This window comes from Comamonas sp. UBA7840, from assembly GCF_002501455.1.
In the GTDB taxonomy this organism is placed as follows: domain Bacteria; phylum Pseudomonadota; class Gammaproteobacteria; order Burkholderiales; family Burkholderiaceae_C; genus Comamonas; species Comamonas jiangduensis.
Genome location: NZ_DLTI01000028.1, coordinates 67997 through 94079, shown reverse-complemented (window position 1 = coordinate 94079; position 26083 = coordinate 67997). Strand labels below are relative to the sequence as shown.

Genomic DNA, 26083 nt, shown 5'->3' with positions numbered 1-26083 from the left:
GTATCACAAATGAAATTCTCAAAAAATAGATTTGGCGTTCGTACGGCAACTGCCGTGGCGGCTTGGCTCTGCGCTGCTCAAGCAGCCTGGGCGTTAGAGCCTTTCAAGGTTCAAGATATCCGTGTGGAAGGCTTGCAACGCGTTGAAGCTGGTACTGTCTTTGCTTCGATGCCGCTGCGCGTGGGAGATGACTACAACGACGACAAAGGGGCCTCAGCCATCCGTTCCTTGTTCGCTTTGGGGCTGTTTAAAGATGTGCGCCTGGAGGCAAACGGCAATGTGCTGGTAGTCGTTGTAGAAGAACGGCCCACGATTGCAGGGGTTGAATTTGTTGGTACCAAAGAATTCGACAAGGAAGCGCTGCAAAAGGCTATGCGTGATGTTGGGTTGGCTGAAGGGCGACCATTCGACAAAGCTTTGGCTGATCGTGCCGAACAAGAGTTGAAACGTCAGTACATCAACCGCAGTTTGTACGGCGCTGAAGTGGTGACGACGGTAACGCCGATCGAGCGGAACCGTGTAAATTTGACGTTCTCTGTTACTGAAGGCGATGCCGCAAAAATTAACGATATTCGTATCGTTGGTAACAAGGCTTTTAGCGAGTCAACACTGAAAAAACAGTTTGACCAAGATACGGGTGGTTGGTTGAGTTGGTATACCAAGTCCAATCGTTATGCGCGCAGCAAACTGAATGCAGACTTGGAAACTTTACGCTCTTATTATTTGCAGCGTGGATATTTAGATTTTCGGATCGACTCGACCCAAGTGGCAATTTCACCAGACAAACAAAAAATTTCCTTGGTGGTGAATATTCACGAAGGGGAAAAATTCGTTGTCTCCGGTGTTGAGTTAGAAGGCAACTATTTGGGGCGTGACGATGAGTTCAAGTCGCTCGTGAAGATTCGTCCGGGACAGGCCTACAATGCAGATTTGGTGGCAGAAACAACCAAAGCTTTTTCGGATCACTTTAGTAATTTTGGTTTCGCATTTGCTCGTGTTGAGGCTGTGCCCGAGGTGGATCGCGAGAACAATCGTGTAGCTTTTGTATTGCGCGCCGAGCCTTCGCGCCGTGCTTATGTGCGCCGTATCCAAGTAACGGGTAATGACCGCACGCGTGACGAAGTGATTCGCCGGGAGTTTCGTCAATTTGAGTCTTCGTGGTACGACGGTGACAAAATCAAGTTGTCGCGTGATCGCGTAGACCGTTTGGGTTATTTCACAGAGGTTGATGTGGATACCCAAGAGATTCCGGGTTCGCCAGACCAGGTTGATCTGGTGGTGCATGTGAAGGAAAAGCCCACTGGTGCTGTGACTTTGGGTGCGGGTTTCTCTAGCGCAGAAAAAGTTTCTTTAAGTTTTGGTATCAAGCAAGAGAACGCTTTTGGCTCAGGTAATTATCTGGGGCTGGATGTTAATACCAGTAAGTTCAATCGCACACTGGTTGTTAGCACTACCGATCCGTATTTCACGCAGGATGGTATTTCCCGCACTGTAGATGCTTATTACCGGACTTCGCGCCCATATTCAGGTGATGTTTATGTCGGTAATGAGTTGGTGAAATCAGAGGATTTGTACAAAATCGTTTCTAAAGGGGCATCTGTAAGATTTGGAGTTCCTTTTAGCGAAATCGATACGGTGTATTTTGGTGCTGGGGTAGAGCAGACTAGGATTGATCAAGGTGTGTATATGCCTATTCAATACCGTGATTATGCTGGTAAAAATACAACCGGCATCCCTCTGACTTTAGGTTGGGGGCGTGATTCGCGCGATAGTGCTTTGGCGCCCAATTCGGGACGTTATCAGCGATTTAATGCAGAGTGGTCGCCGGCAGGTGACATGAACTACGTTAAGGCCAACTATCAATTCCAGCAATATTTGCCAATTACGAAGGCAATGACTTTTGCTGTAAATGCAGAGTTGGGTTGGGGTAAAGGACTTGGGGGAAAGCCTTATCCAATTTTTAAAAATTTCTACGCAGGTGGTTTGGGGTCTGTGCGAGGCTTTGAGCAAGGTAGCTTAGGACCTCGTGCGAACCAATATGTAGGCTTAAATGGCGTAATTGAGAATTACGCTTCTGGAAGTTACTCATATTTGGGGGGGGCGAAAAAAGCAGTCATGAATTTTGAATTGATTGCACCTTTCCCTGGGGCTGGTAATGACAAAACCCTGCGCTGGTTCACTTTTGTTGATGTGGGCGCTATTTATGGTGAAAACGACCCCATTCGAGCTGATGAGTTGCGGGCTTCTGCAGGCATCGGCTTGAGCTGGATTTCTCCTTTGGGACCGCTGCGTCTTGCGTGGGCAAACCCTATTCGCAAGAAAAATGGTGATGAGCTGCAAAAGCTTCAATTTCAAATTGGAACATCTTTCTGATGAAAAACATGTATCGCACATTGGCAGTATCTGCCTTGTTGGCTAGCCTGACGCTGACTGCTTACGCGCAGGATTTCAAAGCTGGGTTTGTGAATACAGACCGAATTTTCCGTGAGGCAAATTCCGCAAAAGCGGCGCAAAGCAAGCTGGAACAAGAGTTTTCCAAGCGTGAGCGTGAGCTGGTGGCTGCAGGCAAAACACTAAAAACAGCTTCGGAAGCGTTTGAGCGTGATGCGCCGACGTTGTCCGAAAGCCAGCGTATTGCGAAGCAGCGTGCTTTGGTGGACCAAGACCGTGATTTCCAGCGCAAGAACCGTGAGTTCCAAGAAGATCTGAATGCACGCAAGAACGAAGAGTTGGCGCGTGTTTTGGAGCAGGCCAATCGCATTGTCCAGCAGGTCGCAGAGGCTGAAAAGTACGATGTGATTTTGCAAGAAGCGGTTTATGTTAATCCCAAGCATGACATTACTGACAAGGTGATTAAAGCTTTGAATGGGGCCGCAAAGTAGGCTTTTGAGGACGTTCTGTGATTGTTCAGCTTGGACAAATCATCGATGCCTTGGGGGGGGAGCTGATTGGGGGATTGCGAGACCAAGAAATTGCTCGTATTTCCCCGCTAGAGACGGCAGACGCCGCCTCTATTAGTTTTCTCAGCAATCCAAGGTATGCGACGCAAATGGCCGCCTCCAAGGCGGCTTGTGTCATTGTGGCCCCTGCGATGCGTGACGCTGCGGTAATGCGTGGTGCCTGCATTGTGGTTGCGAACCCTTATGTGTATTTCGCGCGTTTGACGCAATTTTGGCGTGCGAAAAAACAAGGGCTTAAACCTTCCGGCATTCATTCGACAGCGGTGGTTGATGCAACTGCGATTGTTGGCGAGGGTGCTTATATAGGCCCCCAATGCGTGGTGGGTGCTGGTGCTCGCATAGGTGCAGGTACGGTGCTGAGTTCTCGCGTGACCGTAGCCGATGAATGTGAGATCGGCGAGCGTTGTTTACTGCACCCAGGTGTGGTAATCGGCGCGGATGGGTTTGGCTTTGCCAGCGATGGAGCCAGTTGGATCAAAATTGAGCAACTGGGCCGAGTGCGAATCGGGAACGATGTCGAGATTGGTGCTAACACCTGCATTGATAGGGGGGCACTCGATGACACCATCATCGAAGATGGTGTGAAGATCGATAATCTGGTGCAGATTGCACACAATGTGCATATTGGTGCGCACTCGGTGATTGCCGGTAATGTCGGTATTGCAGGTAGTGCGCGCTTGGGGCGCAATTGCTCCATCGGTGGCGCCGCGAATATTCTGGGGCACTTGACTATTGCGGATGGAACCAGTATTTCGCCGACGTCAATGGTGACGCGCTCTATTCATCAGCCTGGCTTGTACACTGGTATCTTCCCATTGCAGACCAATGAGCAATGGGAAAAAAACGCTGCTTCTTTCAAGCAACTGCATGTGCTGCGAGAGCGCATCAAAAAGCTTGAGAAAGCGCTTGAAGCGCAAAAAAGCAACAACGGAAATTCATAATGGATATTCACGCAATTCTCAAACAACTTCCTCACCGCTACCCTTTTTTGCTGGTGGATCGCGTTGTTGAGTTGGAGAGCAATAAGCGCATTCGCGCAATCAAAAACGTTACTTTTAACGAGCCGTTTTTTCAGGGGCATTTTCCAGGCCGTCCGGTGATGCCTGGAGTGTTGATGCTCGAAGCACTGGCACAAGCCGCAGGTTTGCTGGCCTTTGACGCCATGGGTCAGGTGCCTGATGAAAACAACATCTATTATTTTGTTGGCATTGACTCGGCGCGATTCAAGCGCCCTGTTGAGCCAGGTGATCAGCTGATTTTGGAGGCTTCGATTGACCGTGTGCGTGGCGGCATTTGGAAGTTCAAGGGTGTTGCGCGCGTTGGTGATGATGTGGCTTGCGAAGCTGAGCTGATGTGCACCATGCGTTATGTGGGACCTGAAAAGCAGGCTTGATGAGCGCGAATATTCATCCAACAGCCATCATTCACGAAGGGGCACAACTGCACCCGTCTGTGACTGTGGGTGCGTACAGCATCATCGGCCCCCATGTTTCGATTGGCGCGGGTACATGCGTTGGACCACATTGCGTCATCGAAGGGCACACCTCGATTGGTGTCGATAACCATATTTTCCAATTTGCTTCGTTGGGCGCTCAACCGCAAGACAAAAAATATGCGGGAGAGCCGACTCGGCTTGCAATAGGCAATCGCAACACCATCCGTGAGTTTTGTACCTTCAACACCGGGACTAGCCAAGATGCAGGGGTTACGCGCATTGGCGACGACAACTGGATCATGGCTTATGTGCACATTGCACATGACTGTGTTGTAGGCAACAACACCATCTTGGCCAACAACGCCACATTGGCTGGTCATGTGCATTTGGGCGATTGGGTCATTTTGGGTGGGCTGACAGGTGTGCACCAATTTGTGAAGATTGGCGCACATGCCATGGCGGGTTTTGCCAGTCGTGTGGCGCAAGATGTGCCGCCTTTCATGATGATTGAAGGTAACCCGCTGGCTGTGCGTGGCTTCAATTTGGAGGGCTTGCGTCGTCGTGGATTCACACCTGAGCGTTTGAAGGCGGTCAAGCAAATGCACCGGTTGCTGTATCGACAAGGGCTGACTTTGGAAGATGCCATGCAAGCGATTGCAGCTTTGCTGCAAGAAATGCCGGAGGCAGCACAAGACATTGCATTGATGCAGTCTTTCCTTGCCGCTTCCACTCGGGGTATTGCGCGCTAAGGCCATGTCTTTTTTACAGAATCAGCAACCGCGTGTTGCCATGGTGGCCGGCGAGACGTCAGGAGACTTGCTCGCCGGTTTGCTTTTGGATGGCATGCGCCAGCAGTGGCCTCTGGTGCAAAGCTATGGGATTGGTGGCTCACAAATGCAGCAGCGTGGCTTTGATGCCTTGTGGCCTAGTGAGCGGCTGGCCGTGCATGGCTATAGCTTCGAAGTGCTGATGCGCTTGTGGGATATCTTGTCGATTCGCAAACAGCTGCGAGGCAAGCTTTTGCAAGATCGACCCGATGTGTTTGTGGGAATCGATGCTCCTGACTTCAATTTGGGGTTGGAGCAGGATTTGCGCGCATCCGGGATCAAGACAGTGCATTTTGTGTGCCCCTCGATTTGGGCTTGGCGCCCTGAGCGTATACACAAAATTCGCGCTGCGGCAGATCATGTGCTGTGCCTGTTTCCTTTTGAACCAGAGTTGCTCGCTCGGCACGATATTGCGGCCACATATGTAGGCCATCCTCTGGCGCAAGTGATACCGATGGAGCCTGATCGTGCTGCGGCCCGTGCGCGTTTGGGGCTGTCTGCAGATGCGCCAGTGCTGGCATTGCTTCCGGGGAGTCGCCGTGCAGAAGTGCAATATATTGCCAAGCCTTTCATGCAAGCAGCGGCGCTGCTCAAGCAGGAGTGGCCAAACTTGCAAGTGATACTGCCTGCAGTGCCAGCGTTGCATGACAAGCTGATAGCTTTAAGCCATGAGCTGGGCGTGGCGGGTTGGTTGCAGATTGTCCGGGGGCAGTCGCACGATGTGCTGGCGGCCTGTGACTGCACTTTGATTGCCAGTGGTACCGCGACTTTAGAGGCTGCATTATTCAAGCGCCCCATGGTCATTTCCTACCATATGCATCCTTGGAGCTACAAACTCATGCAGCGCAAGCAATTGCAGCCCTGGGTGGGTTTGCCCAATATTTTGTGCTCTGATTTTGTGGTGCCTGAGTTGTTGCAAAACCAAGCATCACCGCGCGCTTTAGCGGATGCTGTGGCGCAGTGGTTAGATGGCAGCGCCCATGCCTGCGCCAAAATTAGTGCTGTCCAGCAGCGATTTACCGCTTTGCACCAAGAGCTGTGCAGAGACACTCCGACCTTGTCTGCCCATGCCATCCAAAAAGTCCTTTCCGCCTGAGCAAAGCTGCCTGCAGTGGCATGCGCCAGGTTTGGTGGCGGGTGTGGATGAGGCAGGGCGCGGTCCACTGGCGGGTCCTGTGGTGGCTGCTGCCGTGATCTTGGATGATCTGAACCCTGTGATGGGGTTGGCAGACTCTAAAAAACTCACGGCATTGCGCCGCGAAAAGCTGTTTGATGAAATCCGTGCCAAAGCTTTGTGTTTTTGCATTGCCGAGGCATCCGTGGAAGAAATTGACCGCCTCAATATTCTGCAGGCCACCATGCTGGCCATGCAGCGGGCGGTCAACGGCTTGCGCCTTAAGCCTGCTTTGGTGCAGGTGGATGGCAATCGCATTCCCTTGTTGGATGTTCATGCAGAAGCCATTGTGAAGGGGGATGCACTGGTACCAGCCATTTCTGCGGCCTCCATTTTGGCCAAGGTGCACAGGGATCGTTGGTGTGAAGCCTTGGATCGCAGCTACCCACAGTATGGTTTTGCAGCGCACAAAGGCTACGGCACCGCAGCGCACTTGCAAGCGCTGAACGCGCATGGGGCAACTCCTGAGCACCGGCGCAGCTTTGCGCCCGTGACACACGTTATTCATAAATTTGCAGTCCAGCAGACTGCAGCCGCCACGGCATGAACATCACAGAAATTAGTTCCCGCGACAACGCGTTGGTTAAAGAGTTGCGCCGTCTCTCCCGTGAGAGTGGCATGTACCGCAAGCTAGGCTATGCATGGATCGAGGGTGACCACCTGTGCCGCGCCGCACTGGCGCGCGGTTTGCAGCCGAAGGTGGCGGTGTTTGCGAAGTCTTTTTGGCCTAAAGCGCCCGTGGAATGGGCGCAAGCAGCTAGCAAAGTCGTGGTTTTGGATGATGCGTTGTTTGCGGACATCAGTGGTTTAGAGTCCCCTGCGCGCATGGGCTACGTCATGCCGTGGGCGGCGGATGTGCAGGTGCGTTCGGGTGTGCCGACCGTGGTGCTTGATCGTGTGCAAGATGCGGGCAATGTAGGGTCCATCTTGCGCTCGGCGTCGGCCTTTGGTTTCCAGCAAATTGTTGCTTTGAAGGGCACGGCTGCACTGTGGAGTCAAAAAGTGCTGCGCGCAGGCATGGGGGCGCACTTTGCCTTGCACCTGGTGGAAGGTGTTCAAGCTGAGGCGCTGTCGCAATTGCAGGTGCCTGTGGTGGTGACCAGTTCGCACCGCGGTGATTTGATTCACCACTCCAGCTTGCCTTGGCCTTGCGCATGGGCCATGGGGCATGAGGGGCAGGGCGTAGGCCCTGCGGTGGAGGCGATGGCGGCGCAACACGTGCGCATTGCCCAGCCTGGAGGGGAAGAGTCGTTGAACGTGGCTGCAGCTGCGGCCATCTGTTTGCACGCGAGTGCAGTGAGTCATCTCGATTGAAGGGGTAGGGGGCAATCCCTGTGAATAGCCAGTAGGGCAACTGGAAGTGGATATAATGAGAGGCTTTTCAGCATTCTTTCCATACGCCTAGCGACGCTTTTCCCGTCATTCATTGCAGACAAGCAAATTCCCTATGCCGCTAGGCAGTAGGGCTCACGCTGGGCGTAACCGTACTTAAAACCGGAGAATCCAGTGCTTTTGTCTCTCAAGGGAAACTTCCCATCCGCCATCTTGGCGCTCGCAGACGGCACGGTCTTTGTTGGCAACTCGATTGGTGCGCAAGGCACCACCGTTGGTGAAGTGGTGTTCAACACTTCGCTGACTGGCTACCAGGAAATCCTCACCGACCCCAGCTACTGCCAGCAGATCGTGACGCTCACGTATCCGCACATCGGCAACTACGGTGTCAATCCTGAAGATGTCGAAGCTGACAAGATCCATGCCGCAGGTCTCATCATCAAGAACCTGCCCTTGCTGGCCAGCAACTTCCGCAGCTCCCAGACGCTGTCCGAGTACCTGACCGAAGGCAAGACCGTTGCCATCGCCAACATCGACACCCGCAAGCTTACGCGACTGCTGCGTGACCACGGAGCGCAAAACGGCGCGATTGTGGGTTTGGCCGCTGGCGAAGAAGTCACACAAGCCAAGATTGACGAAGCTATTGCTGCAGCCAAGGCCGCCCCCAGCATGAAGGGGCTGGACTTGGCCAAGGTGGTGACCACCGACGAATCCTATGCATGGACTGAGACCGAGTGGAAGCTGGGTCAAGGCTACGGCAAGCTTGAAGCGCCCAAGTTCAAGGTCGTGGCTTATGACTTTGGCGTGAAAAAGAACATTCTGCGCATGCTGGCCGAGCGCGGTTGCGACGTGACCGTGGTGCCCGCCCAGACGCCTGCCAAGGATGTGCTGGCTATGAACCCCGATGGCGTGTTCCTGTCCAATGGCCCTGGCGACCCAGCACCTTGCGACTACGCCATTACCGCTGCGCAAGAGATCATGGCTGCCAAGAAGCCGCTGTTTGGTATCTGTCTGGGCCACCAGATCATGGCCCTGGCCTCCGGCGCCAAGACCTTCAAGATGCAAAACAGCCACCACGGTGCCAACCACCCTGTGAAGGATCTGGACTCCGGTCGCGTCAGCATCACCAGCCAGAACCACGGCTTTGCGGTGGAACTGGAGTCGTTGCCTGCGAATGTGCGCGCCACGCACATCAGCCTGTTTGACGGCACGCTGCAAGGCTTGGAACGCACCGATGTTCCCGCTTTCTGCTTCCAGGGCCACCCTGAAGCATCGCCTGGCCCGCACGATATTGGCTACCTGTTTGACCGCTTCACAGCGCTGATGGAGAAGAACTAATGCCTAAGCGCACCGACCTTAAAAGCATTTTGATCATTGGCGCCGGTCCCATCGTGATCGGTCAAGCCTGCGAGTTTGACTACTCTGGCGTGCAGGCCTGCAAGGCCCTGCGCGAAGAGGGTTACAAGGTTATCCTGATCAACAGCAACCCCGCCACGATCATGACCGACCCCGCAACAGCGGACGTCACCTACATCGAACCCATCACCTGGCAGACGGTCGAGAAGATCATCGCCAAAGAGCGTCCCGATGCGATCCTGCCTACCATGGGTGGTCAGACCGCGCTGAACTGCGCGCTGGATCTGTGGAAGCACGGCGTGCTGGACAAGTACAACGTCGAACTGATTGGCGCCAAGCCCGAAGCGATTGACAAGGCGGAAGACCGCCTGAAGTTCAAGGACGCCATGACCAAGATCGGTCTGGGCTCCGCGCGCTCCGGCATCGCCCATTCGATGGATGAAGCGTGGGCCGTGCAAAAGCAGATGGGCTTTCCTACCGTGATTCGCCCCAGCTTCACGCTGGGCGGCACCGGTGGTGGTATCGCTTACAACTCGGAAGAGTTTGAGACTATTTGCAAACGCGGTTTGGAAGCATCCCCCACAAATGAACTTTTGATCGAAGAGTCGCTGCTGGGCTGGAAAGAGTACGAGATGGAAGTGGTGCGCGACACCGCGGACAACTGCATCATCGTCTGCTCCATCGAAAACCTGGATCCCATGGGTGTGCACACCGGTGACTCCATCACAGTAGCACCTGCCCAGACTTTGACCGACAAGGAATACCAGATCATGCGCAATGCCTCCTTGGCAGTGCTGCGTGAGATTGGTGTGGACACGGGCGGCTCCAACGTGCAGTTCTCGGTGAATCCCAAGGACGGTCGCATGATCGTCATTGAGATGAACCCCCGCGTTTCGCGTTCCTCGGCGCTGGCTTCCAAGGCCACGGGCTTCCCGATTGCCAAGATTGCGGCCAAGCTGGCCGTGGGTTTCACGTTGGATGAGCTGAAGAACGAAATCACCGGTGGTGCTACGCCTGCGTCGTTCGAGCCCTCCATCGACTACGTGGTCACCAAGATCCCACGTTTCGCGTTCGAGAAGTTCCCCACCGCCGACAACCGCCTGACCACGCAGATGAAGTCCGTGGGCGAGGTGATGGCCATCGGCCGTACCTTCCAGGAATCCTTCCAGAAAGCCCTGCGCGGCCTGGAAGTGGGCGTGGACGGCATGAATGAAAAGACCCAGGACCGCGAAATCCTGGAAAAGGAACTGGGCGAGCCCGGTCCCGACCGCATCTGGTATGTGGGTGATGCCTTCGCTGCCGGCTGGTCGCTGGACGAAGTGCTCGCCATCACCAAGATCGACAAGTGGTTCCTGGTGCAGATCGAAGAGATCGTCAAGATCGAACTCGACCTGGACAAACACTACGAAGCCCATGGCGACAAGGCCCTGTCCCTGCTGGATGCCGCCACGCTGCGCACGCTCAAGCAAAAGGGCTTCTCGGACCGCCGTCTGGCCAAGCTGCTGCACACCACCGACAAGGCGGTGCGCGAAGCGCGCAAGGCGCTGAAGGTGCGTCCCGTGTTCAAGCGCGTGGATACCTGCGCGGCCGAATTCGCCTCCAACACGGCGTACATGTACTCCACGTACGACGAAGAGTGCGAAGCCGCACCCACGGACAAGAAGAAGATCATGGTGCTGGGCGGTGGCCCGAACCGTATCGGCCAGGGCATTGAGTTCGACTACTGCTGCGTGCACGCCGCCATGGCCATGCGCGAAGATGGTTACGAAACCATCATGGTCAACTGCAACCCTGAGACGGTTTCGACCGACTACGACACCTCCGACCGTCTGTACTTCGAGCCGCTGACGCTGGAAGACGTGCTGGAAATCGTCGATGTCGAGCAGCCCGACGGCGTGATCGTGCAATACGGTGGTCAGACGCCGCTGAAGCTGGCCCTGGGCCTGGAAGCCGAAGGCGTGAAGATCATCGGCACCACACCCGACATGATCGACGCCGCCGAAGACCGCGAGCGCTTCCAGAAGCTGCTCAACGATCTGGGCCTGCGCCAGCCTCCCAACGCCACGGCACGTACCGAAGCTGAAGCCCTGGAAAAGGCTGCCGGCCTGGGTTACCCCCTGGTGGTGCGTCCTTCCTATGTGCTGGGCGGCCGTGCGATGGAAATCGTGCACGAGCAGCGCGACTTGGAGCGCTACATGCGCGAAGCGGTGAAGGTGTCGAATGACTCACCCGTGCTGCTGGACCACTTCCTGTCCAACGCCATCGAGTGTGATGTGGACTGCGTGCGCGATGCCACCGGTGCCGTGTACATCGGCGGCGTGATGGAGCACATCGAGCAAGCGGGCGTGCACTCCGGTGACTCTGCCTGTTCGCTGCCGCCTTACTACCTGAAGGCAGAAACTGTTGCGGAAATCAAACGCCAGACCGCTGCCATGGCCCAGGGCCTGAACGTGGTCGGCCTGATGAACGTGCAGTTCGCCATCAAGGAAGTGGACGGTCAGGACGTGATCTACGTGCTGGAAGTCAACCCCCGTGCTTCGCGCACCGTGCCCTTCGTCTCGAAGGCCACTGGCGTGCAACTGGCCAAGGTGGCGGCACGCTGCATGGCCGGCCAGACCCTGGCCGCACAGGGCGTGACCAAGGAAATCACACCGCCTTACTTCAGCGTAAAGGAAGCTGTGTTCCCGTTCGTGAAGTTCCCCGGTGTGGACACCATCCTCGGCCCCGAGATGAAGTCCACCGGTGAAGTCATGGGTGTGGGCAAGACCTTTGGCGAAGCCTTTGTGAAGAGCCAGATGGGTGCTGGTGTGCATTTGCCAGAAACAGGCAAGGTTTTCCTGTCGGTGAAGAACAACGACAAGGTTCGGGCCGTTGCGATTGCGAAGGAGCTGGTTGCCATGGGCTACAGCCTGTGCGCCACCCGCGGTACCGCGGCGGCGATTGCCGAAGCTGGCTTGGAGGTGCAAGCGGTCAACAAAGTGACCGAAGGCCGTCCCCACATTGTGGACATGATCAAGAACGGCGAAATCGCTCTGGTCATCAACACCGTGGAAGAGCGCCGCAACGCCATCGCCGACTCGCGCCAGATTCGCACCAGCGCGCTGCTGGCCCGCGTGACCACCTTCACCACCATCTTCGGCGCGGAAGCAGCCGTGGAAGGTATGAAGGCCATGCGTGGCAACCTCGACGTACATTCCGTGCAAGAGTTGCACGCCATGCTGGCGCACTAAGCGCTGGCGCTTGGCTGCATTCGTCGGGTAATACTTGAGGGCAGTGTGCCGTAATCACGGCATAATTAGTCCTTGAACCTAGGAACACCGCCGCGTGGCACTCTGCGCGGCGGTTTGCTTTTGGGGCGTCCCAAACAGCCACGTTGTTGTGGCACTCTGGACATGCCCTCGCGGCGCTACTGTGCTTTTGTTGCGCGTGTACGCCCAGCCGTATGTGGAGAAACTGACATGGCAACCATTCCAATTACCAAGCGTGGTGCAGAAAAGCTCAAGGCTGAATTGCACCAACTCAAGACCGTTGAGCGCCCCAGCATCATCCAGGCGATTGCGGAAGCACGCGCCCAGGGCGATTTGAGCGAGAACGCCGAATACGAGTCGGCCAAAGACCGTCAAGGTTTCATCGAAGGCCGCATCATGGAGGTGGAAGGCAAGCTGTCTGCTGCCCAAATCATTGATCCATCCAGTCTGGATGCCGGTGGCCGCGTGGTGTTTGGCACCACGGTGGAGCTGGAAGACGAAGACAGCGGCGCTGCCGTGACCTACCAGATCGTGGGTGAAGACGAGGCCGACATCAAGCTGGGGTTGATCAATATCTCCAGCCCCATCGCACGCGCGCTGATCGGCAAGGAAGAAGGGGATACCGCCGTGGTGCAAGCGCCGGGCGGTGAGCGCCGCTACGAGATCGTAGCCGTCAAATACATCTAATTGGCTGCTCGGCAGATTGCAGAAAAACGCAGCACACACATGACCCACAACGCTTCAACCGCTTCCGTGCGCTGGCCTTTGTGGCTGGCGGGAGTGTGGCTGCTGGCCAGTATTGCAACGATTTTTGCGGTGCCGGTGCTGATTGCCACGGTGCCCGCTTGGCACGAGGTGCGCACGTATCTGCAGCAGTTGGGACAGGTGCATGCTTGGATTGCGATAGCAGCTTGCGTAGGCCTTCTGGTGCTTTCCAAGCGAAAACATGCTGAAACCGAAGAAACGTGGGCGCAAGGTGCTCTGCTTATTTTTGTATTAGGTGGTGTGCTCAGTGTGCTGGTGCTGCAGTTTGGGGTATGGCCCCAGTGGTTGGCGCGCTCCAACAGCACCACTTTGCAACTCCAGGTATTTGGCTTGATGGCCGTACACGGTGGGTGCGCCATGTTGACCTGGCGCCGCTTGCGCGCTTGTGCGCGCGGGAACCTGCCCAGCGATAGCACTTAGGCAATCGCTGCACTGTACGCCGCATTCCCTCCCAAACCGCTGGTTCTGCCAGCGGTTTTTTTGTGGGGTGCAAGGTGTGGACGTTGAATGGGCAGCGCGCTGTGGCTGTGCTACAGATTGCCCACCATGTCTTTGGCCACCACCCACTGGTCAAACTGCTGTGCCGTGACATGGCCGCTGGCAATCGCTGCATCGCGCAGGCTGGTGCCTTCGTGGTGCGCTTTCTTGGCGATAGAGGCGGCCTTGTCGTAGCCAATGTGCGGGTTCAGTGCGGTGATCAGCATCAGCGAGCGATCGACCAGCTCAGCAATGCGATCGCGGTTGGGCTCGATGCCCACGGCGCAGTGCGTATTGAAGCTGACCATGCCATCGGCCAGCAGGCGCACGCTTTGCAAAAAGTTGTGCGCCACCAGCGGGCGGAACACGTTCAGCTCAAAGTTGCCGCTGGCACCGCCAAAGTTGATGGCCACATCGTTGCCAAAGACTTGCGCACACAGCATGGTCATGGCTTCAGACTGCGTGGGGTTCACCTTGCCGGGCATGATGGACGAGCCCGGTTCGTTCTCGGGGATGCGGATCTCGCCCAATCCACTGCGCGGGCCACTGGCCAGCCAGCGCACATCGTTGGCAATCTTCATCAGGCTGGCGGCCAGGGTCTTGAGCACGCCATGGGCGTGCACCAGTGCGTCACAGCTGGCCAGCGCTTCGAACTTGTTGGGCGAGGTCACAAACGGGTAGCCCGCCAGCCTGGCCAGCTCGGCCGCCACACCTTCGGCATAGCCTTGGGGCGCATTCAGGCCAGTGCCCACGGCGGTGCCGCCCAGAGCCAGCTCGTACAAATGGGGCAAGGCGGCGCGCACATGCTGCTCGCCGTGCGCCAGCTGGGCCACCCAGCCGGAGATTTCTTGGCCCAGCGTCAGCGGTGTGGCGTCTTGCAAGTGGGTGCGGCCAATCTTGACGATATCGGCAAAGGCCTCGCTCTTGGCCTGCAGCGTGGCGCGCAGCTGGGCGATGGCGGGCAGCAGCTTTTGCTCAATGGCGGTGACCGCTGCCACGTGCATGGCCGTGGGGTAAACGTCGTTGCTGGACTGGCTTTTGTTGACATCGTCGTTCGGGTGCACCAGGCGCGCCTCGCCGCGCACGCCGCCCAGCAGCTCGCTGGCGCGGTTGGCCAGCACTTCATTCACATTCATATTGGTTTGGGTGCCTGAGCCGGTTTGCCACACCACCAGCGGAAATTCGCTGGGGTGTAGGCCTGCCAGGACTTCATCGGCTGCGGCGTTGATGGCGGTGGCCTTCTTGGCATCCAGCAGCCCCAATGCGCTGTTCACCGTAGCGCTGGCTTTTTTGACCTGGGCCAGCGCTGCAATGATCTCGCGCGGCTGCTGCTCGCCACTGATGTCAAAGTTCTGCAGCGAACGCTGGGTTTGTGCCCCCCAGAGTTTGTCTGCGGGCACGGCAATCGGGCCGAAGGTGTCTTTTTCGATGCGGGTGGCAGTCATGGCAAGGCAACTCCTGTGGGTACAAAGACCTGAGCATAGTAGCGCGTTGTTTGAGAGTCGCTCTCAATTACAGCGATAGCTTGCCGGCCCTTGCCAAGGGGCGGCACGCCTGCTGATGCCCCAGCCCTAGAGCAATGGACTGAGTGTGGCCAGCAGGTTGTTCCATATACGCTGCCACCACGGCCATGCTTGCAACTGTGTCAGCGTGACGGGGCGCGACTGCGCGATGTACGCGCTCTGCCGTGCACGCACCGCCTGGGTGATTGCGGTATCTTGCAGCAGCACATTGTTTTCAAAGTTCAGGTCAAAACTGCGCAAATCCAGGTTGGTGGAGCCCAGCAGCGTGACTTGCCCATCCACGCACAAGGTCTTGGCGTGCAGCAAGCCGGGCGTAAATTCATAGATTTGCACACCGGCCTGCAGCAAGCGGTGGTAGTAGCTGCGGCTGGCGGCTGCCACAAAGGCGGAATCATTGCGTGCCGGGGTGATCAGCGTGAGCTGCACGCCGCGCCAGGCAGTGGCGCACAGGGCATCGAGTACCGTGGCATCGGGGACAAAGTAGGGCGTAGAAATCACCACTTCGTGCTGGGCGCAGGCCAGCAGCACCGACACCAGTTCGGAGGTGGAGCGTGCGCGCTCGGTCGGGCCTTCGGCCATCGTGACGGCGGCAAAGCCTGCCGCAGGCATGTCGCTTGGCGGTGGCAGGGCCAGAGGGGGCGGGGGGGCAAAGGGCTTGGCACCAGACTGGTTCCAGTCGCTGGCAAACACCCACTGCATTTGCTGCACCACCGGGCCTTGCAGGCGCAACATGATGTCCACCCACGGGGCGTAGGCGGCCTTGGGCAAAAAGGCTTCGTCGGCGCAGTTCTGGCTGCCGATATAGGTGATCTGGCGGTCAATCAGGGTGATCTTGCGGTGGTTGCGCAGGTCAATGCGGCTGGTCAGCAGCACCCGCACCGGGTGGCTCAGCGGCTGGGCCACCGCCACTTCAACCCCCGCCTGCTGCATCTGCTGCCACAGCGGTGAATGCACCATGGCCCGGGAGCCCAGGCCATCCACCATGGCGCGGCATTGCACGCCGCGCTGGGCGGCACGCATCAAGGCGTGGGCCACGTCGCAGCCCGTGTGGTCATCCAGCCAGATGTAGTACAGCACATGGATTTCATGCTGCGCCGCCTCCATGTCGTGCAGCATGCGCGCGCGGGCGGTTGCGCCGTCAGCCATCAATTCGCCCTGGTGGCCCAAGTTCGGGGTAAAGCCGTTGATGGATGCCGCATAGCCAAACGCACTGTGCCAGCGGTGGTCAATGGTGTCGCGCACGGCTTGCTGCACCGCTTGCGGCGTGGGCAGCAGATGGGGGTGACAGCGTTGCTGGTAGTCATGTACGTTGATGTGCTGGGAGCGCCCCCCACGGCGCAGCGCGACTTCGCCAAACAGGTAATACAGCACGCAGCTGACCAAGGGCAGCAGCACCGCCGTCACCAGCCAGCCCATGCGCACGTCGGGGCGCATATCGGTACGCCACAAAATGCGCAGTCCTAGGCCCAGCACCACCACGCCGTGCAAGACGATCAAAAACCATGTCATAGGGCAAGCAGCATACAGGGCAGGCGGGATGGACTCCAGCGCTGGGCTGACCGTGCAGCAGGGGTGCCCTAAAGCCTTCAGTCCTATATAAGACTTGTCGGCTATGGCGCGCAGGTGGTCACAGTTGCGCCGATAATTGACAAGATTTTTCCGGCGCCTGTGCGTGCCTATAACAAACCGAGAGAAGCTTCACGATGACTACCTCCATCCGCCAGCAAGACCTGATCGATTCGGTCGCAGGTGCCCTCCAGTACATCAGCTACTACCACACGCCGGATTTCATCCAGCATCTGGCACGCGCCTATGAGCGCGAGCAAAGCCCTGCGGCCAAGGATGCGATGGCCCAAATCTTGACCAACTCCAAGATGAGCGCCACGGGCCAGCGCCCCATCTGCCAAGACACCGGCATCGTCAACGTGTTCCTGAAGGTGGGCATGGATGTGAAGTGGGACGGCTTTACCATGGGCCTGGAAGACGCCATCAACGAAGGCGTGCGCCGTGGCTACAACCACCCGGACAACACGCTGCGCGCCTCCGTGGTGGCAGACCCCCACTTCCAGCGCAAGAACACCAAGGACAACACGCCCGCGGTGATCAACGTGCAGATCGTGCCCGGCAACACCGTGGAAGTGACCGTGGCGGCCAAGGGTGGCGGCTCCGAGAACAAGTCCAAGATGATCATGATGAACCCCAGCGATGACCTCGTGGAGTGGGTTTTGAAGACCATTCCCACCATGGGCGCAGGCTGGTGCCCCCCCGGCATGATCGGCATCGGCATTGGCGGCACGGCAGAAAAAGCCGTCCTGCTGGCCAAGGAAAGCCTGATGGAAGACCTGAACATGTACGAGCTGCAGCAAAAGGCTGCCAGCGGTGCAGCACTGGACGACGTGGAAAAGCTGCGCTTGGAGTTGTTTGAAAAGATCAACGCGCTGGGTATTGGCGCCCAAGGCCTGGGCGGCCTGACCACGGTGCTGGACGTCAAGATCAATATGTACCCCACCCACGCAGCCTCCAAGCCCGTGGCCATGATCCCCAACTGCGCGGCCACCCGCCACGCCCACTTTGTGCTGGACGGCTCTGGCCCCGTGTTCCTGGACCCTCCATCGATGGACGTCTGGCCCAAGATTGACTGGGCACCGGACTACAACAAGTCCAAGAAGGTGGACTTGAACAATCTGACCAAGGAAGAAGTGGCCAGCTGGAAGCCCGGTGACACCCTGCTGCTCAACGGCAAGATGCTGACCGGCCGCGACGCTGCCCACAAGCGCATTCAGGATATGCTGGCCAAGGGCGAGAAGCTGCCCGTGGACTTCACCAACCGCGTGATCTACTACGTCGGCCCCGTGGATGCCGTGCGTGACGAGGCCGTGGGCCCCGCCGGCCCCACCACCGCCACCCGCATGGACAAGTTCACTGACATGATGCTGGAGCAAACCGGCCTGATCGCCATGGTGGGCAAGGCTGAGCGCGGCCCCGTGGCGATCGAAAGCATCAAGAACCACAAGTCGGCCTATCTGATGGCCGTGGGTGGCGCTGCTTACCTGGTGTCCAAGGCCATCAAGCACGCCAAGGTGGTGGGCTTTGAAGACCTGGGCATGGAAGCCATCTACGAATTTGACGTGGTCGACATGCCCGTGACCGTGGCGGTGGACGCGGGCGGCACCAGCGCCCATATCACCGGCCCCGCAATCTGGAAGGAAAAGATTGCGACCGGCCAATTCAAGGGCATTGAAGTGGCTGCGGCCAAGTAAGCACATCGGCTGCAACCCTGCGCTGACACAAAACCGCCTTCGGGCGGTTTTTTTATGGAGCGCTGCAGGTGGTTGGGGCGCACCCCATGTCGCGCCAGGGCCGGTCTGGCGCTGGAGATGGCCACCAGTGGCCGCTGGATCGCCTGCTGCCTGGGTGGTGCTTGAGGTTTAATCAGGGCCCACCTTGGCAGCACACACCTTATGCACGGGACACACAGATTCTTCTCGCCTCTTGGCAAAATCCTGCTGCATTTTTTCCTGCTCAGCCTTTTTATGCGCGAGGCCTTCATCGTGCGCAGTGACGGCCCCGGAGGCTTGGGGGAAATGGTGCTCAAGTCGCTGCTGTTGATGGTGTGCTGGGCGGTGTTTCTGCTCTCCAGCACCTTGCTGCTGGTGGCTGCCCAAAGGGGAAAGCAGGCTGCCGCCAAGCAGGGCGTCTTTATCTTTGCCAGTATCTGGCTGGCGCTTTGTGCTGCGCTGGCCGTGGTGGAAGCCTGCTCGGACAGCCGTGGGCATTGCCAAAACTGGGGATGGTTCTTTTAAGGCGCTCGCCTTGATTTCACCAGCGCCTGCAGCTATCAAAAAATTGGGGAATCTCTGGCGTATGCCATCATGCATGCATGACACGTCCTTTTGCCCAAGCTTGCGAAAACAACCAAGCCCCCATTTTTGAAGTGCTGCAGCACGCCTTTGCCGACCGCCAGCATGTGCTGGAAATCGGCTCCGGCACGGGCCAGCACAGCGTGTACTTGGCACCGCGCTTGCCGCACGTGATTTGGCAGACCAGCGAGTTGCCAGCGCTGCATGCGGGGATAGCCGCGTGGCATGCCGATTTCCCCGCGCCCAATCTGCGCTTGCCGCTCGACATGGACTTGCGCTGCAGTGACTGGCCCCACACCGCCGATGGCGTGTTTGACGCGGTCTTTACCAGCAACACGCTGCACATCGTGGCGTGGCCCCTGGTGCAGCGCTTGTTCACGCTGCTCGGGCAGCACTTGCCCGCGGGCGGGGTGTTTGCGGTCTATGGGCCGTTTAACTACGGCGGCACCTTCACCAGCGAGAGCAACCGTGCATTCGACGCATGGCTCAAAGCGTGCGATGTGGACAGTGGCATTCGAGACTTTGAGGCCGTGGTGGCGCTGGCCGCCCAGCACGGCCTGCATTTGCGGCAAGACCATGCCATGCCTGCCAATAACCGGATTTTGGTGTTTGAAAAAGCATCGCTCAGTGCATAAGCATCAAACAGGCCTTTAGCGCTTATCTAGCAAGCGATAGCAGCTCTTGTTTTTGATGTTTCTTGAGCAATAGGTTGGCGCGATTTGTAAGCAAAGTTGCTGCGCGCATTGAAAAATGCAGCCAGGAACCTTAGTTAACACGCCGTACTCTTACCGTTTTCTTTGACCTTTCCTTGTCTGGAACCCCTGCATGACACACGACGAAATCCGTGCCACCCTGACTTTGTGTTTGTTGGCATCGTTTGCCGATGGCGAAAAGCACGACCGCGAGCGCGAGCAAATTCGCCAAGTGGCCGAGGGGCTGGCGGGCGACCAAGCTATCAACCTGCCCGGTCTGTACCAAGATGTGTTGTTGCGCCGTGTGAATCTGGAGTCGGCAGCGGCCCGCCTGACCAGCGAGCACGCCCGCCAGCTGGCCTATGAGATGGCGGTGTGCGTGTGTGACGCCGATGGCCACACCAGCCCCAAGGAAGATGCCTTTTTGGCGCAGCTGCGTGCGGCGCTGGGCATGGGCGCAGCATCTGCGGCGGCCTCGGTTGCTCCTGCAGCGGTAGCTGTCAGCGCCGGTGCAGCAAGCGCTGCCTCCCAATTTGAGTCCCAAGCCCGTGCCGTGGCCGATGCGCCGGTGCAGGTGGCAGCCGCCCCTGAAGCAGCGGTGCAACTGCCTGCCAGCGTGAGCGTGCCGCACCCTGCGGCGGTGGATGCCTTGCCCCAAACGGCAGCGCAGCGCCGCCCCGGCAGCCTGAGCGCGGCAGAGATGGACAGCAAAATCCTCAAGGCCTCTATCCTCAATGGCGCCATTGAGTTGCTGCCCGAGAACTTGTCCACGCTGGCCATCATCCCGCTGCAGATGCGGCTGGTCTACCAAATTGGCCAAAGCTATGGCTACCAGCTCGACAGCGGCCACATCAAAGACTTTCTGGCCACGCTGGGCGTGGGCCTGACCTCGCAGTACCTGGAGCAAGCGGGCCGCAAGTTGCTGGGCGGTTTGCTGGGCAAGGTGGGCGGTGGTTTGCTCGGTGGCTTGGGCAAGCAGGCGGTGAGCAGCGGCATGAGCTTTGCCAGCACGTATGCGCTGGGCCATGTGGCCAACCAGTACTACGCGGGCGATCGCACGTTGAGCACAGACATGCTCAAAGACGCTTACCAGCACGTGATGCAAGACGGGCGCCAGTTGCAGGCGCGCTATCTGCCGCAGATGCAGGAAACCGCGCGGGGGCTGAACACCGCGAAAATTTTGAGCATGGTGCGCGGCGGCTAAATCCGGCGTGTGCCAGTGAAACACCAAGGGCTGCCTGGTGCAGCCCTTGGTGTTGGTGGATATGCAAAGTGCAAAGCTTGGTGTCAAATATGACTGTGGTGCTTACTGGGCAAGCGCTGGTAGCTATGAAACTTGCGTTTTGCTGATCTGCATCGGGTGCTATTCCACCCCGGCACTGGCCGGCTGGGGCTTGCGTGCAGCCAAGGTGTGCAAGGGGGCGCTGGTTGTTGGGGGCGGGGTAGCACCGCCTGAGCCCTTGTGGGCCGTGCGAGGGCGCTGGGGGCTACAGCCTGCACCTTGAAGCGCTGCACCAGCTCGCGCAGATGTTCCGACTGCGCGCGCAGGCTGTGTGCGGCGGCGGCACTTTGCTCGACCAGGGCGGCGTTTTGCTGGGTCATTTGGTCCAGGGAACCCACGGCTTCGTTCACCTGGGCCACGCCATCGCGCTGCTCGGCCGCGTTGGTGTTGATGGTGTGCATGACTTCGGTGACGCGGTGAATGGATTGCACCACCTCGGTCATGGTGCTGCCTGCGCTTTGCACCAGGCTGGCGCCGTCGGCAATACGGTCAACCGAAGCCTGAATCAGGGTTTTGATTTCTTTGGCGGCTTGGGCACTGCGCTGGGCCAGCGTGCGCACTTCGGCGGCCACTACGGCAAAGCCCCGGCCTTGCTCACCGGCGCGGGCGGCTTCTACGGCGGCGTTCAGCGCCAGAATATTGGTTTGGAAGGCAATGCCGTCAATCACCCCAATGATGTCGGCAATCTTTTGGCTGCTGCTGTGGATGTCGGTCATGGCCTCCACCACTTGGTGTACCACCGTGCCGCCGCGCTGTGCCACGCCGCAGGCTTGTTGCGCCAAACCTGCGGCGTGCTGGGCGCTGCTGGCGGTTGCTTGCAGGGTCTGGGTCAGTTGCAGCATGGCCGCAGCGGCTTGCTGCAGGTGGCTGGAGGTGACTTCGGTGCGCTGCGACAAGTCTTGGTTGCCCGAGGCGATCTCGCTGCTGGCCAAGGTGATGGCATCGTCGCTTTGGCGCACATCCTCCATCATGCTGGACAGCGACTGGCTCATGCGCTGCAGCGACTGCAGCAACTGGCCAAATTCGTCGTGGCGCACGTCTTCACCAAAATTCGAGCGCAAATCACCAGCGGCAATCTGCTCGGCAATCTGGTTGGCCTGTTGCATGGAGTGGCGAATGCTGCCAATCAGCAAATAGGCGCCCACAGCAATGCCCAGCAGCAAAAACACCATGTGGATGGCAGCCGCGCGCACCACGCCTTGGCGGGCAGCGCCCATGTCGGCGCGCATTTGTGCAAGCTGCTGGGTTTGCTGCTGCACGTATTGCTGCAGGGCGCTGGCGTAGGCCTGAGCGGCTTGGCGCAGGCTGCTGCGGGCGGTTTGCAGCTCGGCAGGCGCAGCGCCTGGATTCGTTTTGCTGCGCTGGGCTTGCTCGGTGAGCGACAGCATCGTTTGGCGCAGTTGCGCCAGCTGTTGCAGCGCTGCCTGGTCCTGGCTGCCGGTGCTGCTGGCCTGCAAAGCTTGCTGCAGCGTGGCAATCACTTGCTGGGTGGCGCTGATTTGCGTGGCCAGCTCGGCTGCCTCCTGTGCATCACTGCTGGAGAGCGCGGCTTGTGTGCGTACGATGTTGACCTGGGCCAGCGCACTCCATTGCGCGGCTTGATCCAGCCGCTGCGACAGCAGGCGGTCTTGTTCGTTGAACTGCTTTTGGTGGCTGGCGGAGTTGTAGCCGGCGTGGCCCACGATCACGATGGCGCCCAGCACAATGCTGCCAACGCCGAGCCACAGCTTTGTCGTCACACTGAGGTGCTTCATGGCGGTTTGTCTGGTGGAGGAAATAGCGGCGCTGCACTTGTAAAAGCACGACCGTGCGAAATTGCAGTTGAAACCAAATGTGAGACGGTGCGTATTGGGGCATACGCCCATTGATGCCCCTTGCCGATGGCAAGTGAGAGCGTGGTTTGGCATCTTTGGCAAGGCGCTAGATCAAGCTTTGGTCAGCTTGTTGCAGCGGCTGGTAATGCGCAGCGATGTGCAGATAATGAAACGGTTACACCTTGCTGCACGCCCTGGATTTGCTCATGCATTTGCGCTCTTTCGCCTCTTTGCACTTTTGTTTCACAACCGCTGTCGGTGCCGTTTTGCTGGCGTTCGCGCTGCAACCTGTGGCCTATGCGCAGGCGGGCAAAACCATCACCCAGGCCGACTTGCAGGCGCGCTTGCACGAAGCGCAGGCCAACCCCGAGCTGGGACAAAAGCTTTATGGCCTGGGCAAAAAAGTGGCGGCAGTGTGTGTCAATTGCCACGGTGGTCAAAACGGCCAGGCCATTTTGGAAGTGCCTTACCTGGATGGGCAAAACCCGGCTTATCTGGTGGAGCAGATTCGCCAGTTTTCACAAGGCACGCGCAAGAACGCCTTCATGGAAGGCATTTTGAAAGCCATGAACCGCGATGAAATGGTGGGCATGGTGCTGTTTTATGAGAAAGAAAAGCTGGCCCCCCGCCCGCCCAAAGATGCGGCAATGCATGCGCGCGGCAAAGCGTATTACGAGCGTATTTGCATCAACTGCCACGCTGCCAACGGCCATGGCAACGAGCGTTTGCCCCGCATTGCGGGCCAGCACGCTGGGTACGTCGATCTCACCTTGAAACGCTACCGTGACGGCAGCAGCGTGCGCTCTGACCCGAACATGGCGTTTGTGACCAAGGGTATGTCAGACCAAGACATTCAGGCCTTGGCCACGTATCTGGAAACCATGCCGTAATTGCCCGCCGCTGCAGGCGATGCACCGTCCACCGCCCCTGCATGGCATGTGCCTGCAGGGGCTTGTTGTTGCTGAGGGCCGCACAGGGCTGGGTACGGGCGCATACTTGGCGGTTATTTGCACAACCCTATTTGTTGCTCCATGACTTTGGCGACCTCGCCGATTGGCGTTTTTGACAGCGGTATTGGCGGCTTGAGCGTGTTGCAAGCACTGCGCCGCGAGTTGCCCCATGAACATTTCGTCTACCTTGCAGACAGCGGCAACGCGCCCTACGGTGAGCGTGGCGATGCTTTTGTGCAGGCGCGTACCCACGCGATTGCCCAGCATTTGCAGGCGCAGCACGGCATCAAGGCGCTGGTAATTGCCTGCAACACGGCCACCGCTGCGGCGGTGGAATCCCTGCGGGCGGCCATGCCGCAGTTGCCGCTGATTGGGGTGGAGCCCGCCATCAAGCCGGCAGCGGCTTCCAGCCAGACCCAGCATGTGGGGGTGATGGCAACGCGGGGCACCGTAGAGAGTCGCCGCTTTCGCAAGCTGCTGATCGAGCATGGCCAGAACGTGCAGTTTCATGTGCAAGCCTGCGATGGCTTGGCGCGCGCCATTGAGCTGAGCACTTTGCAGCAGCCAGAAGCGGCTGGTGAAACTTCAGAAATTGAAGCACTCAGCGCACGCTACATCAGCGCTTTAGGCCAATTTGGCTTGAAAACTGGTGAGATGGATACGCTGGTGCTGGGTTGCACGCATTACATCTTCATCAAAGAGGAGTTGCGGGCCTTGCTGGGGCCGGAGGTGCAACTGATTGACACGGGGGCCCCCGTGGCGCGCCAGACGCGGCGCTTGCTGGCGCAGCAGCAGCGTTTGCGCCCCGAGCCTGCGCAGACGCCCCCCGATGCCTGTGCGCAAGCCCATCAGATCCGGTTGATGACGACGGGCTCTTTGCCCTCGCTGCAAGCAGCGGCCCAGCGCTGGTTGCAACTGCCTGCCAGCTGCTGCGCGACGGTGCAGGTGTAGCCCGCTTCAGCAGCTGATAGCCGCTGACAGCAGCCATTGCACGGCCGAAGGATGTTGAAAAAAATAGATAGCTGCTTGCGCAAGCTGCATCTGCGCTAGAGGCTTATTTAAGCCTCAACCCCATGCGCCGGCAGCGAGCCAATCCGAGTGCCTGCGCAGGGGTGCTCAGTCCATCGCTGCAGTGAGCGGGCGGTTGGCCACCACTTCTTTCATGACCAAGGTGGATGTCATGCGGTGCATACCCGGCAGGGCGGTGAGGCGCTCGTCATAAAAGCGCTGAAAAGCAGGTAGGTCATGCGCCACCACGTGCAGCAGGTAGTCAGGTTCCCCAAACAGGCGCTGGGCCTGCACCACGTTTTCGAGCTGGGCAACGGCCTGCTCAAACTCTGCCACGGCTTTGCTGCCCGTCAGCGTCACAAACACCAGCGCGGCAAATTCCAGCCCCAGCGCCGATGCGTCCAGCTGGGCGCGGTAGCCCCGGATGACGCCGGATTCCTCCAGCGCACGCACGCGCCGGTGGCAGGGCGAGAGGCTCAAGCCCACCCGTTCTGCCAGTTCGGTGACGGTTAATCGCCCGTCGTTTTCGAGTTCAGCAAGAATTTTTCGATCCAAGGCATTCATGGGGTGAAATTTTCCAAAATCTAGAATTTTTGGGGAAGTTATAGGGAGCACATTTTCCGCTGATCTTCCTATCCTTGCTGCTTTCAAAAACCTGTGTAGGTGTGCTGTGTCAGTGACCATGATGGCCGCGTTTTGGGCCGTTTCCTTGCTTCTGGTGGTGACGCCGGGGGCCGACTGGGCCTATGCCATTTCGGCGGGCTTGCGTGGGCGTTCCAAAGTGGCGCCTGCCGTGCTGGGGTTGGCCTTGGGGGCCATGCTGGCTACCTTGGCGGTTGCGGCAGGCGTGGGGGCACTGGTGGCCAAGCACCCGCTGGTGCTGACGGCCATTACGGTGCTGGGCGCGGCCTATCTGCTGTGGCTGGGCGTGGCGATGTGGCGCAGCCCGGGTGCCGCCCATGCAGGCCAGGCGCAGGGGAATGACACCTCCTGGCACTGGCTGGCCAAGGGCACATGTGTGAGTGGCTTGAACCCCAAGCAGTTGCTGCTGTTGCTGGCCTTGCTGCCCCAGTTTGTGCAGCAAACCGCGCAGTGGCCGGTGGCGCTGCAAATTGTGGTGCTGGGGGGCTTGCACGCGGCCAGCTGTGCTGTGGTCTATATGGGGGTGGGCCTGGGCTCGCAGCGCGTGCTGGGTGCGCGGCCTGCAGCGGCGCAATCGGTGTCGCGGGTGTCTGGCGGGTTGATGGTGGGTATTGCCGCCATGCTGATGGCAGAGCAACTGTGGCTGGGTGCGACCCCAGCTCTTTAGGGCGCTGTGTACCGGCGATGAATGGGCCGTGCATCAAAAAAGCGCTCTTGGGGAGCGCTTTTTTTACAGGT

23 protein-coding genes are annotated in these 26083 nt (G+C 58.4%); 19 read left to right on the top strand and 4 right to left on the bottom strand.

Translation table 11 applies throughout. From position 1 onward, the window contains the following. Window positions 1–9 precede the first annotated feature (9 nt). From bamA to B3R00_RS12025, 12 genes are all read left to right on the top strand, one after another. The gene (gene bamA, locus B3R00_RS12080) at window positions 10–2373 is read left to right on the top strand and encodes an outer membrane protein assembly factor BamA (RefSeq protein WP_286999228.1); all 2364 of its coding nucleotides are present in this window, start codon (window positions 10–12) and stop codon (window positions 2371–2373) included. Beyond that, window positions 2373–2882, top strand: coding sequence for an OmpH family outer membrane protein (locus tag B3R00_RS12075; RefSeq protein ID WP_286999227.1), 510 nt, complete (start codon window positions 2373–2375; stop codon window positions 2880–2882). The genes bamA and B3R00_RS12075 overlap by 1 nt, the downstream gene beginning before the upstream one ends. A gap of 17 nt (window positions 2883–2899) precedes the next feature. Beyond that, window positions 2900–3901, top strand: a complete 1002-nt coding sequence (gene lpxD, locus B3R00_RS12070) for a UDP-3-O-(3-hydroxymyristoyl)glucosamine N-acyltransferase (RefSeq protein ID WP_286999226.1) — start codon at window positions 2900–2902, stop codon at window positions 3899–3901. Then, window positions 3898–4353 (top strand): 3-hydroxyacyl-ACP dehydratase FabZ, encoded by a 456-nt coding sequence (gene fabZ / locus B3R00_RS12065; RefSeq protein WP_174863821.1) that lies wholly within the window; start codon window positions 3898–3900, stop codon window positions 4351–4353. The genes lpxD and fabZ overlap by 4 nt, the downstream gene beginning before the upstream one ends. Beyond that, window positions 4353–5144 carry an acyl-ACP--UDP-N-acetylglucosamine O-acyltransferase gene (gene lpxA, locus B3R00_RS12060; protein ID WP_286999225.1) on the top strand — a complete coding sequence of 264 codons (792 nt, stop codon included), beginning with the start codon at window positions 4353–4355 and terminating at the stop codon, window positions 5142–5144. The genes fabZ and lpxA overlap by 1 nt, the downstream gene beginning before the upstream one ends. 4 nt (window positions 5145–5148) lie before the next feature. Then, on the top strand, window positions 5149–6318 hold the full coding sequence (lpxB, locus tag B3R00_RS12055; protein ID WP_286999224.1) for a lipid-A-disaccharide synthase: 1170 nt from the start codon (window positions 5149–5151) through the stop codon (window positions 6316–6318). Further along, window positions 6290–6943, top strand: a complete 654-nt coding sequence (gene rnhB / locus B3R00_RS12050; protein ID WP_286999223.1) for a ribonuclease HII — start codon at window positions 6290–6292, stop codon at window positions 6941–6943. Before lpxB ends, rnhB begins: the two co-directional genes overlap by 29 nt. Further along, window positions 6940–7710 carry a TrmH family RNA methyltransferase gene (locus B3R00_RS12045; RefSeq protein WP_286999222.1) on the top strand — a complete coding sequence of 257 codons (771 nt, stop codon included), beginning with the start codon at window positions 6940–6942 and terminating at the stop codon, window positions 7708–7710. Before rnhB ends, B3R00_RS12045 begins: the two co-directional genes overlap by 4 nt. Before the next feature lie 192 nt (window positions 7711–7902). Next, the gene (gene carA / locus B3R00_RS12040) at window positions 7903–9066 is read left to right on the top strand and encodes a glutamine-hydrolyzing carbamoyl-phosphate synthase small subunit (RefSeq protein ID WP_286999221.1); all 1164 of its coding nucleotides are present in this window, start codon (window positions 7903–7905) and stop codon (window positions 9064–9066) included. Further along, entirely contained in the window at window positions 9066–12314 is a 3249-nt protein-coding gene (gene carB, locus B3R00_RS12035) for a carbamoyl-phosphate synthase large subunit (RefSeq protein WP_286999220.1), read from the top strand. The genes carA and carB overlap by 1 nt, the downstream gene beginning before the upstream one ends. A gap of 228 nt (window positions 12315–12542) precedes the next feature. After that, the gene (greA, locus tag B3R00_RS12030) at window positions 12543–13019 is read left to right on the top strand and encodes a transcription elongation factor GreA (protein WP_219162283.1); all 477 of its coding nucleotides are present in this window, start codon (window positions 12543–12545) and stop codon (window positions 13017–13019) included. A 39-nt stretch (window positions 13020–13058) separates the two neighbouring features. Further along, window positions 13059–13517 carry a DUF4149 domain-containing protein gene (locus B3R00_RS12025; protein ID WP_286999219.1) on the top strand — a complete coding sequence of 153 codons (459 nt, stop codon included), beginning with the start codon at window positions 13059–13061 and terminating at the stop codon, window positions 13515–13517. Window positions 13518–13627: 110 nt separating this feature from the next. On the opposite strand, the gene fumC is transcribed toward B3R00_RS12025, so the two are convergent. Continuing rightward, entirely contained in the window at window positions 13628–15019 is a 1392-nt protein-coding gene (fumC, locus tag B3R00_RS12020; RefSeq protein WP_286999218.1) for a class II fumarate hydratase, read from the bottom strand. Window positions 15020–15145: 126 nt separating this feature from the next. After that, the gene (gene cls / locus B3R00_RS12015) at window positions 15146–16606 is read right to left on the bottom strand and encodes a cardiolipin synthase (protein ID WP_286999217.1); all 1461 of its coding nucleotides are present in this window, start codon (window positions 16604–16606) and stop codon (window positions 15146–15148) included. A 194-nt stretch (window positions 16607–16800) separates the two neighbouring features. Between cls and B3R00_RS12010 the strand changes: the two genes are divergently transcribed. The 4 genes from B3R00_RS12010 (at window position 16801) to B3R00_RS11995 (ending at window position 20853) form a co-directional block, all read left to right on the top strand. Further along, entirely contained in the window at window positions 16801–18357 is a 1557-nt protein-coding gene (locus tag B3R00_RS12010; RefSeq protein ID WP_286999216.1) for a fumarate hydratase, read from the top strand. Window positions 18358–18630: 273 nt separating this feature from the next. After that, entirely contained in the window at window positions 18631–18900 is a 270-nt protein-coding gene (locus B3R00_RS12005) for a hypothetical protein (protein WP_286999215.1), read from the top strand. A gap of 77 nt (window positions 18901–18977) precedes the next feature. Next, window positions 18978–19592: a DUF938 domain-containing protein gene (locus B3R00_RS12000; protein WP_286999214.1), complete on the top strand. Its 615-nt coding sequence runs from the start codon at window positions 18978–18980 to the stop codon at window positions 19590–19592. A gap of 190 nt (window positions 19593–19782) precedes the next feature. Then, window positions 19783–20853: a YcjF family protein gene (locus tag B3R00_RS11995; RefSeq protein WP_286999213.1), complete on the top strand. Its 1071-nt coding sequence runs from the start codon at window positions 19783–19785 to the stop codon at window positions 20851–20853. Window positions 20854–20936: 83 nt separating this feature from the next. Here B3R00_RS11995 and B3R00_RS11990 read toward each other — a convergent pair whose 3' ends face one another. After that, window positions 20937–22685, bottom strand: coding sequence for a methyl-accepting chemotaxis protein (locus B3R00_RS11990; protein WP_286999212.1), 1749 nt, complete (start codon window positions 22683–22685; stop codon window positions 20937–20939). Window positions 22686–22951: 266 nt separating this feature from the next. Between B3R00_RS11990 and B3R00_RS11985 the strand changes: the two genes are divergently transcribed. Together B3R00_RS11985 and murI are read left to right on the top strand one after the other, a co-directional pair. Beyond that, window positions 22952–23635, top strand: coding sequence for a c-type cytochrome (locus tag B3R00_RS11985; RefSeq protein ID WP_284213187.1), 684 nt, complete (start codon window positions 22952–22954; stop codon window positions 23633–23635). Window positions 23636–23776: 141 nt separating this feature from the next. Further along, entirely contained in the window at window positions 23777–24646 is an 870-nt protein-coding gene (gene murI, locus B3R00_RS11980; protein WP_286999211.1) for a glutamate racemase, read from the top strand. 165 nt (window positions 24647–24811) lie between these two features. Here the strand turns inward: murI and B3R00_RS11975 are convergent, their stop codons facing one another. Next, window positions 24812–25267: an Lrp/AsnC family transcriptional regulator gene (locus B3R00_RS11975; RefSeq protein ID WP_174862881.1), complete on the bottom strand. Its 456-nt coding sequence runs from the start codon at window positions 25265–25267 to the stop codon at window positions 24812–24814. Window positions 25268–25388: 121 nt separating this feature from the next. Here B3R00_RS11975 and B3R00_RS11970 point away from each other — a divergent pair, with 121 nt between their 5' ends. Continuing rightward, the gene (locus B3R00_RS11970) at window positions 25389–26012 is read left to right on the top strand and encodes a LysE family translocator (protein ID WP_376747626.1); all 624 of its coding nucleotides are present in this window, start codon (window positions 25389–25391) and stop codon (window positions 26010–26012) included. Window positions 26013–26083: the final 71 nt, after the last annotated feature.